Below are 6,360 nucleotides of genomic sequence, written 5' to 3'. Positions count from 1 at the left end.
CATCCCGATGAGCCTCAACCTCAACCCGGCCTATGTCGGCAGCCACTGGGACTCGGTCGAGGCAGGCGCCGCCAAGACCGGCCGCAAGCCGAGTCGCAGGGATTGGCGGCTGGTGCGCGAGGTGTTCGTGGCGGATACCGATGAGGAGGCCTGGAAGCTCTCGACCGGCGACATGATGGGCCGGATGATGGGCGAGTACTTCCTGCCGCTGCTCGGCCATTTCGGCTTCAAGGACTATCTGAAGCACGCGCCCGATGTGCCTGACAGCGACGTCACGGTGGAATATTGCGCGCGCCGGAATTGGATCGTCGGCTCGCCGGCAACCGTCACCGAGAAGATCGAGAAGATCTACCGGGAGGTCGGCGGCTTCGGCGTGCTCTGCGTGTTCGGCTTCGACTACAAGCACAAGCCAGAGGCCTGGCGGCGCTCGCTGGAATTGCTCAAGACCGAGGTGATGCCGCGGCTCAAGCATCTCGGCGCCGAGTTCGAGAAGGCTGCATGACAGCTAGGCGGGGTGCGGGGCTTGCCTCGCACCCCGCGTCGCATATCTTGGAGGGAAATATAATTCAGTACCGGGGTTTTCTGCATGACGGTCGACGCACAGAGTTTCAAGCAGGCGATGCGCCATTGCGCCGGCGCGGTCGCGCTGGTGACGGTCGGCTCGGAGCCCGGCAAGCGCACCGGCCTGACCGTGACCTCGGCCTGCTCGCTGTCGGACAATCCGCCCTCGGTGCTGGTCTGCGTTAACCGTAACGCCAGCGCGCATCAGCGCATCCTCGAGGAGCGCCATTTCGTCATCAATTTCCTGAACGAGGAACACGCGCTGCTGGCGCTGACTTTCTCCGGCCAGAAGGGCGTCAACGGCGACGATCGTTTTGCGTTCGGGCGCTGGACCACGGGCGCGACCGGCGCCCCGGTCCTGGAGGATGCGGTCGCCGCGTTCGATTGCGTGCTGACGCAGCAGCTTGAGACCAAGACCCACTCGATCTTCATCGGCGAGGTCCAGCATGTCCGCGCCGTGACCACGGTCGATCCGCTGATCTATCTGCGCTCAGGCTTCCAGAGCGTGCGCGACATCCACGATCCCGTCGCGCTCGGCGACCTCGACGCACGCCGCGTCAGCTGGAACGAGTTTTCCTGATTGCCTGACTGAACGAGCGATCAGCGGCAGGGACCCGTCATGAGCTCTGCTTGGATGTACACCCTGATTCCCGCGGCGGCGGCGGTGCTCGGTGCGGTTGCTGCCGTCAACATCCGCCCGGGTCCCAGGATCGTCAGTGCGATCCAGCATCTGGCCGCCGGCGTCGTATTCGCCGCGGCCGCGGGCGAGATTCTTCCCGACCTGATGCATCGCAACGCGCCGGTCGCCACGGTCGTCGGCGGTGGCATCGCGCTGGCGGTGATGCTCGCGATCAAGCAGGTCGAGGGTCTGGTCAAAGGCCCGCTCGGTCTCTTGTCGATGGTCGGCGTCGACATCCTGATCGATGGCCTGGTGCTCGGGATCGGCTTTTCCGCCGGTGCCAAAGCCGGCATCCTGCTGACGGTCGCGCTGACGCTGGAAGTCCTGTTCCTCGGCCTGACCGTTGCCAACGAGCTCGGTGAGAGTGTCCGCTCCCGCCTCGCGGTGGTGGGTGCAACCGCCGCCCTGGCGCTGCTGCTGCCGCTCGGTGCGGTGCTCGCTACGCCGGTCGCCGCCCTGCCGCCTTCGATCGTGGCTGGATTCTTCGCCTTCGGGCTGATCGCGCTTTTGTATCTGGTGACGGAAGAATTGCTGGTGGAAGCGCACCAGACACCAGATCGCCCCTGGGTGACGGCAATGTTTTTTGTCGGTTTCCTGGCGATTCTGGTCTTGGAGGAGTTGATGAGCTGATCGCCGTTGCGTGTGATCGGCGGCGCGCCATCGAACCTTACGATGCGGCGTCGATTTTCAGTCCCTTGATCTTGCGATACAGCGTGGCGCGGCTGAGCCTGAGCGCCTTGGCCGCTTCAGCCACCCGCCCACCGCTGGCGCGCAGCGCCTCGATGATCGCTGCGCGCTCGCTCACGGCATGACCGGCCTCGGTGGCCGGCTTGCCAAGCGTCGGCAGATCGAGATCGGCTTCGGTGATGACGCCGGCTTCGGCGGTCGCGCCGGCGAGACGCAGCACATGGCGGAGCTGGCGCATGTTGCCGGGGAACGGATAGGCCATCAGCTCGGCCCAGGCGTCCGCCGCGATGCGGCAGTGCGGCGCCTCCTCGTCGGCGATCTGCGCGATGACGTCCTTGCGGTCGGCGCGCTCGCGCAGCGCGGGCAGCCGGATCTCCATGCCGCGCAGCCGGTAATACAGGTCGGAGCGGAAGCTGCCGTGTTCGGCCATCCGCGCCAGGTCACGATGCGTGGCGCTGATCAGGCGGATGTCGACCGGCACGGGCTTCAGCGCGCCGAGCGGCCAGACCTCGCGGTTTTCCAGCACGCGCAGCAGCCGTGTTTGCAGCGCCAGCGGCATGTCGCCGATCTCGTCGAGGAACAAAGTGCCGCCGCTGGCCTGCACGATCAGCCCCTTCGATCCCTCGCGCCGCGCGCCGGTGAAGGCGCCGGCCTCGTAGCCGAACAGCTCGGCGTCGATCAGGCTCTCCGGCATCGCCGCGCAATTCAGCGCGACGTAGTTGCGGCCGGCGCGGTTGCTGGCGGCATGGATGGCGCGCGCGAACACGTCCTTGCCGGCGCCGGTCTCGCCATGCAGCAGGATCGGCAGGTCGAGATTGCCGACCGTCATCAGCCGCTTCACGCCCTTGATCAGCACGGGATCGCGGCCCGCCAGCCGGTGCAGGCCGCTGAACTGTCCGGCGGGTTGCTCGCGCGGTGGCGCCGGCAGCGGACGGGAGACACGCGTGCGCACCGGCGGTGCGATGCGCCCGCGGCCCCACGGCGTGCCGTCGGCGCGGCGCAACGTGACCGGCTCGTCGGCGGCCCGCGTCGCGCGATCGTCCAGTTGGATGAGATGCGACAGGTCGATGCCGTCGTCGATCATCGCGTCCGTCAGCCCGAACACGCCGCGCGCGGTGCGGCAGGCGCCGACGACGCGGCGGTCGTCGTCATAGGCCAGCATGCCTTGCCCGTCGCCGGGCAGGGTCGCGATCCAGGAGGCGCGGTAACGCCGGCGGAAGAACGACTGCTCGATCCGCCGCGTCGCGTCCGTGGTGACGGCCAACGCCAGTTCATGCGCGCCGCGGCCGAGATCGCTGCGGCAGGAGGAGATGTTGACGGCGCCGGCGAGCCTGCCGGCATGGTCGAACAATGGCGACACCGCGCAGGTGAACATGTGCCACTGCTCGCGGAAATGCTCGTCGCCATGGACGATGATCGGCCGCTGCTCGGCGAGCGCAGTGCCGAGCCCGTTGGTGCCCTCGAAGGTCTCGGCGAAGTTCGAGCCGGTGTAGATCTTCCACTCCAGGAACATCCGCTCGTAGTCGCCGCCGGGCAGCCGGCTCACCAGCATGGTGGCGTTGGGATCGGCGAGGTTGACGCAATAGCCGCTATCGTGGAGCAGGCGGGCAAGGTCCTCGAGCGCCGGGACCGCGACCTGGATCAGGTCCTCCATCGGCTCGGCGATGTGCCGGACCTCGGCCTCGGTCAGGGTCTGCGGCGGCCCGCGCCGGGCCGGATCGAGGTTGTGATTGACCACGCAGCGCCGCCACGACGCAGCAATCCGCGCCTCGGTGTCGACGCCGGCCATTTGGTTGGCCGCCGACAAAACACGGGCGACGTGATTTGAGGCCGAAAGATTGGCCATCCAGAGGTCTCCACCCTGTATTTTTGCGGGAAGTCTGGCACCGCCCGGCCGAATGTCAATTGGCAGGCAGGTCGCGGGGAGTGCGCTTCGGGTGGGGATAGGCGTGATTTCCGCCGTCATTCCGGGGCTCGCGAAGCGAGAGCCCGGAATCCATTGACCCACAGGGTCGGTGGTTCGATGGATTCCGGGCTCGGCGCTGCGCGCCGCCCCGGAATGACGAGGGTGGTGGTGGCGGGATTACTTCACTTCACCGGCCGTCAGCAGCACAAACGATCGCCCAGCCATCTTGTAGGCGCTCTCGAACGCGAACTGCGTGCTTGCCGCTTCCTCCGGCACATTGGTGTCGAGCAGCAGCGACCAATGCGGGCCTGCGGTGGTCTGCGGCAGCTTGAAGTCGACCTCGCCCTCATAGCTGTTGAGGATCACGAGCACCGTATCGTCCTCGCCCTGGCGGGCGATCGCGGTCTTGCGGGCGCGGCCGTCGAGCACGACGCCGAAGCATTTGATCCAGCCGGTGGTCCAGTCGGCCTGCGACATCTCGGCGCCCGAGGCGTTGATCCAGACCACGTCGCGGATATCGAGTTGCGGATCGCGATCGCCGGACAGGAAGCGGCTGCGGCGCAGGATCGGATAGTCGCGCCGGAGCTTGATCATCCGCTTGGTGAAGGCGAGCAGCCTGTTGGCGTCGTCGGAAGAATTCCAGTCGAACCAGGAGATGTCATTGTCCTGGCAATAGGCGTTGTTGTTACCGCGCTGGGTGCGCCCGAACTCGTCGCCGCCGAGCAGCATCGGCGTGCCCTGCGAAGCCAGCAGCGTCGCCAGCATGTTGCGTTTCTGGCGCTCGCGCAACGAGACGATCTCGGGGTTGTCGGTCGGCCCCTCGGCGCCGCAATTCCAGGAATGGTTGTCGGACGAGCCGTCGTTGTTGTTCTCGCCGTTGGCTTCGTTGTGCTTGTTGTTGTAGCTCGCCCAGTCGTTCAGCGTGAAGCCGTCATGGGCGGTGATGAAGTTGACGCTGGCCCAGGTGCGGCGGCCCTCGCGGTTGAATACGTCGTGCGAGCCGAGCAGCCGCGGCGCCAGTGCGGCCGGCGCAGCCTCGGCGCGCCAGAAATCGCGCACCGTGTTGCGGTACTTGTCGTTCCATTCCGCCCAGCCCGGCGGGAAGCCGCCGACCTGGTAGCCGCCGGGGCCGCAGTCCCAAGGCTCGGCGATCAGCTTGACGGTCGCGAGCAGCGGGTCCTGGTTCATCGCCTTCAGGAATCCCGACTGCTCGTCGAAGCCATAGACCTCGCGCGCCAGGATGGTGCCGAGGTCGAAGCGGAAGCCGTCGACATGCATGTGGCCGGCCCAGTAGCGCAGGCTGTCCATCACCATCTGGATCACGCGCGGGTGCGACAGGTTCACTGTGTTGCCGGTGCCGGTGTCGTTGATGTAGTAGCGGCGCTTGTCGGGTAACAGGCGGTAGTAGCTCGCATTGTCGATGCCCTTGAACGACAGCGTCGGGCCGCGTTCATTGCCTTCGGCGGTGTGGTTGTAGACCACGTCGAGAATGACCTCGAGGCCGGCGCCATGCAGCCGTGCCACCATCTCCTTGAACTCGCGCAGGCTATTGGCGACATCGGCGGCGTAGCGCGGATCGGGCGCAAAGAAGCCGATCGTGTTGTAGCCCCAGTAATTGGTGAGGTGCTTCTCCAGAAGGTTGCTGTCGTTGATGAAGGAATGCACCGGCAGCAGCTCGACCGAGGTGATGCCGAGCGCCCTCAGATAGTCGATCGCGACGTTCGCGCCGAGGCCGGCATAGGTGCCGCGCAAATGCTCATCGATGCCGGGGTGCTGCTTGGTAAAACCCTTGACGTGGGCCTCATAGACGATCGTCTCGTCCCAGTGGGCTTCCTGCCGTTGCGGCTCCTGCGCCCAGTCGAAGCAGGGATCGACCACCACGCATTTCGGCATGAACGGTGCGCTGTCGCGCTCGTCGAAGGTGAGGTCGTCACCGGTTTCCATCTTGTAGCCGAACACCGCCGGATTCCAGGTCAGGCTGCCGGCATGGGCGCGCGCATAGGGATCGAGCAGCAGCTTGTTCGGATTGAAACGATGTCCGCCGTCCGGTTGGTAGGGGCCGTAGACGCGATAGCCGTAGAACGTGCCGGGCTGCACGCCATTGATGAATCCGTGAAACACCTGGTCGGTGTATTCAGGCAGCTCGAAGCGATGGGTCTCGCGCTCGCCGTCGAACAGGCAGACCTCGACCTTGGTGGCGTTGGCGGAAAACACCGCGAAATTGGTGCCGTGGCCGCTCCAATGCGCGCCCAGCGGATAGGGCAGGCCTTCCTCGATCACGAAATCGGACATCGGTCCCCCAAGGTCTGGAACTGGCAAATCAACCTGCAACAAACGCCGCCACGCAGGAAACGTTGCATGGGGCGATGTTAGCGGCATCAGCAGATGACCGTATGACGGCCAAGGCCGAATCCGCTCAACACATTCAGTGTCGTCCCGGCGAAAGCCGGGACCCATAACCACCAATGATTATTGTGGAGTTGTGCTGGAACGACGAGTCCCCCACTAACTCCCGCCGCGGCGTATG

General features: G+C 65.8%; 5 protein-coding genes. 3 read left to right on the top strand and 2 right to left on the bottom strand.

Annotated elements, in window-relative coordinates; translation table 11 throughout:
• From B2W55_RS06510 to B2W55_RS06500, 3 genes are all read left to right on the top strand, one after another.
• A partial coding sequence (locus B2W55_RS06510) for an LLM class flavin-dependent oxidoreductase (RefSeq protein ID WP_291532195.1) occupies positions 1-502 on the top strand: 502 nt, incomplete at its 5' end.
• A gap of 84 nt (positions 503-586) precedes the next feature.
• Positions 587-1,141, top strand: a complete 555-nt coding sequence (locus B2W55_RS06505; RefSeq protein ID WP_024578888.1) for a flavin reductase family protein — start codon at positions 587-589, stop codon at positions 1,139-1,141.
• 39 nt (positions 1,142-1,180) lie between these two features.
• Positions 1,181-1,870, top strand: a complete 690-nt coding sequence (locus tag B2W55_RS06500; RefSeq protein ID WP_024578889.1) for a transporter — start codon at positions 1,181-1,183, stop codon at positions 1,868-1,870.
• 37 nt (positions 1,871-1,907) lie between these two features.
• Here the strand turns inward: B2W55_RS06500 and B2W55_RS06495 are convergent, their stop codons facing one another.
• Together B2W55_RS06495 and glgX are read right to left on the bottom strand one after the other, a co-directional pair.
• Complete coding sequence (locus B2W55_RS06495) at positions 1,908-3,773, bottom strand: sigma-54-dependent Fis family transcriptional regulator (protein WP_024578890.1); 1,866 nt, start codon at positions 3,771-3,773, stop codon at positions 1,908-1,910.
• Between the two features lie 237 nt (positions 3,774-4,010).
• Complete coding sequence (gene glgX / locus B2W55_RS06490) at positions 4,011-6,125, bottom strand: glycogen debranching protein GlgX (protein ID WP_024578891.1); 2,115 nt, start codon at positions 6,123-6,125, stop codon at positions 4,011-4,013.
• Positions 6,126-6,360 lie beyond the last annotated feature (235 nt).

The organism is Bradyrhizobium sp. UBA2491 (assembly GCF_002341725.1).
Classification (GTDB): Bacteria; Pseudomonadota; Alphaproteobacteria; order Rhizobiales; family Xanthobacteraceae; genus Bradyrhizobium.
The sequence above is the reverse complement of the archived record's forward strand: the minus strand, read 5'-3'. Positions and strand labels throughout refer to the sequence as shown.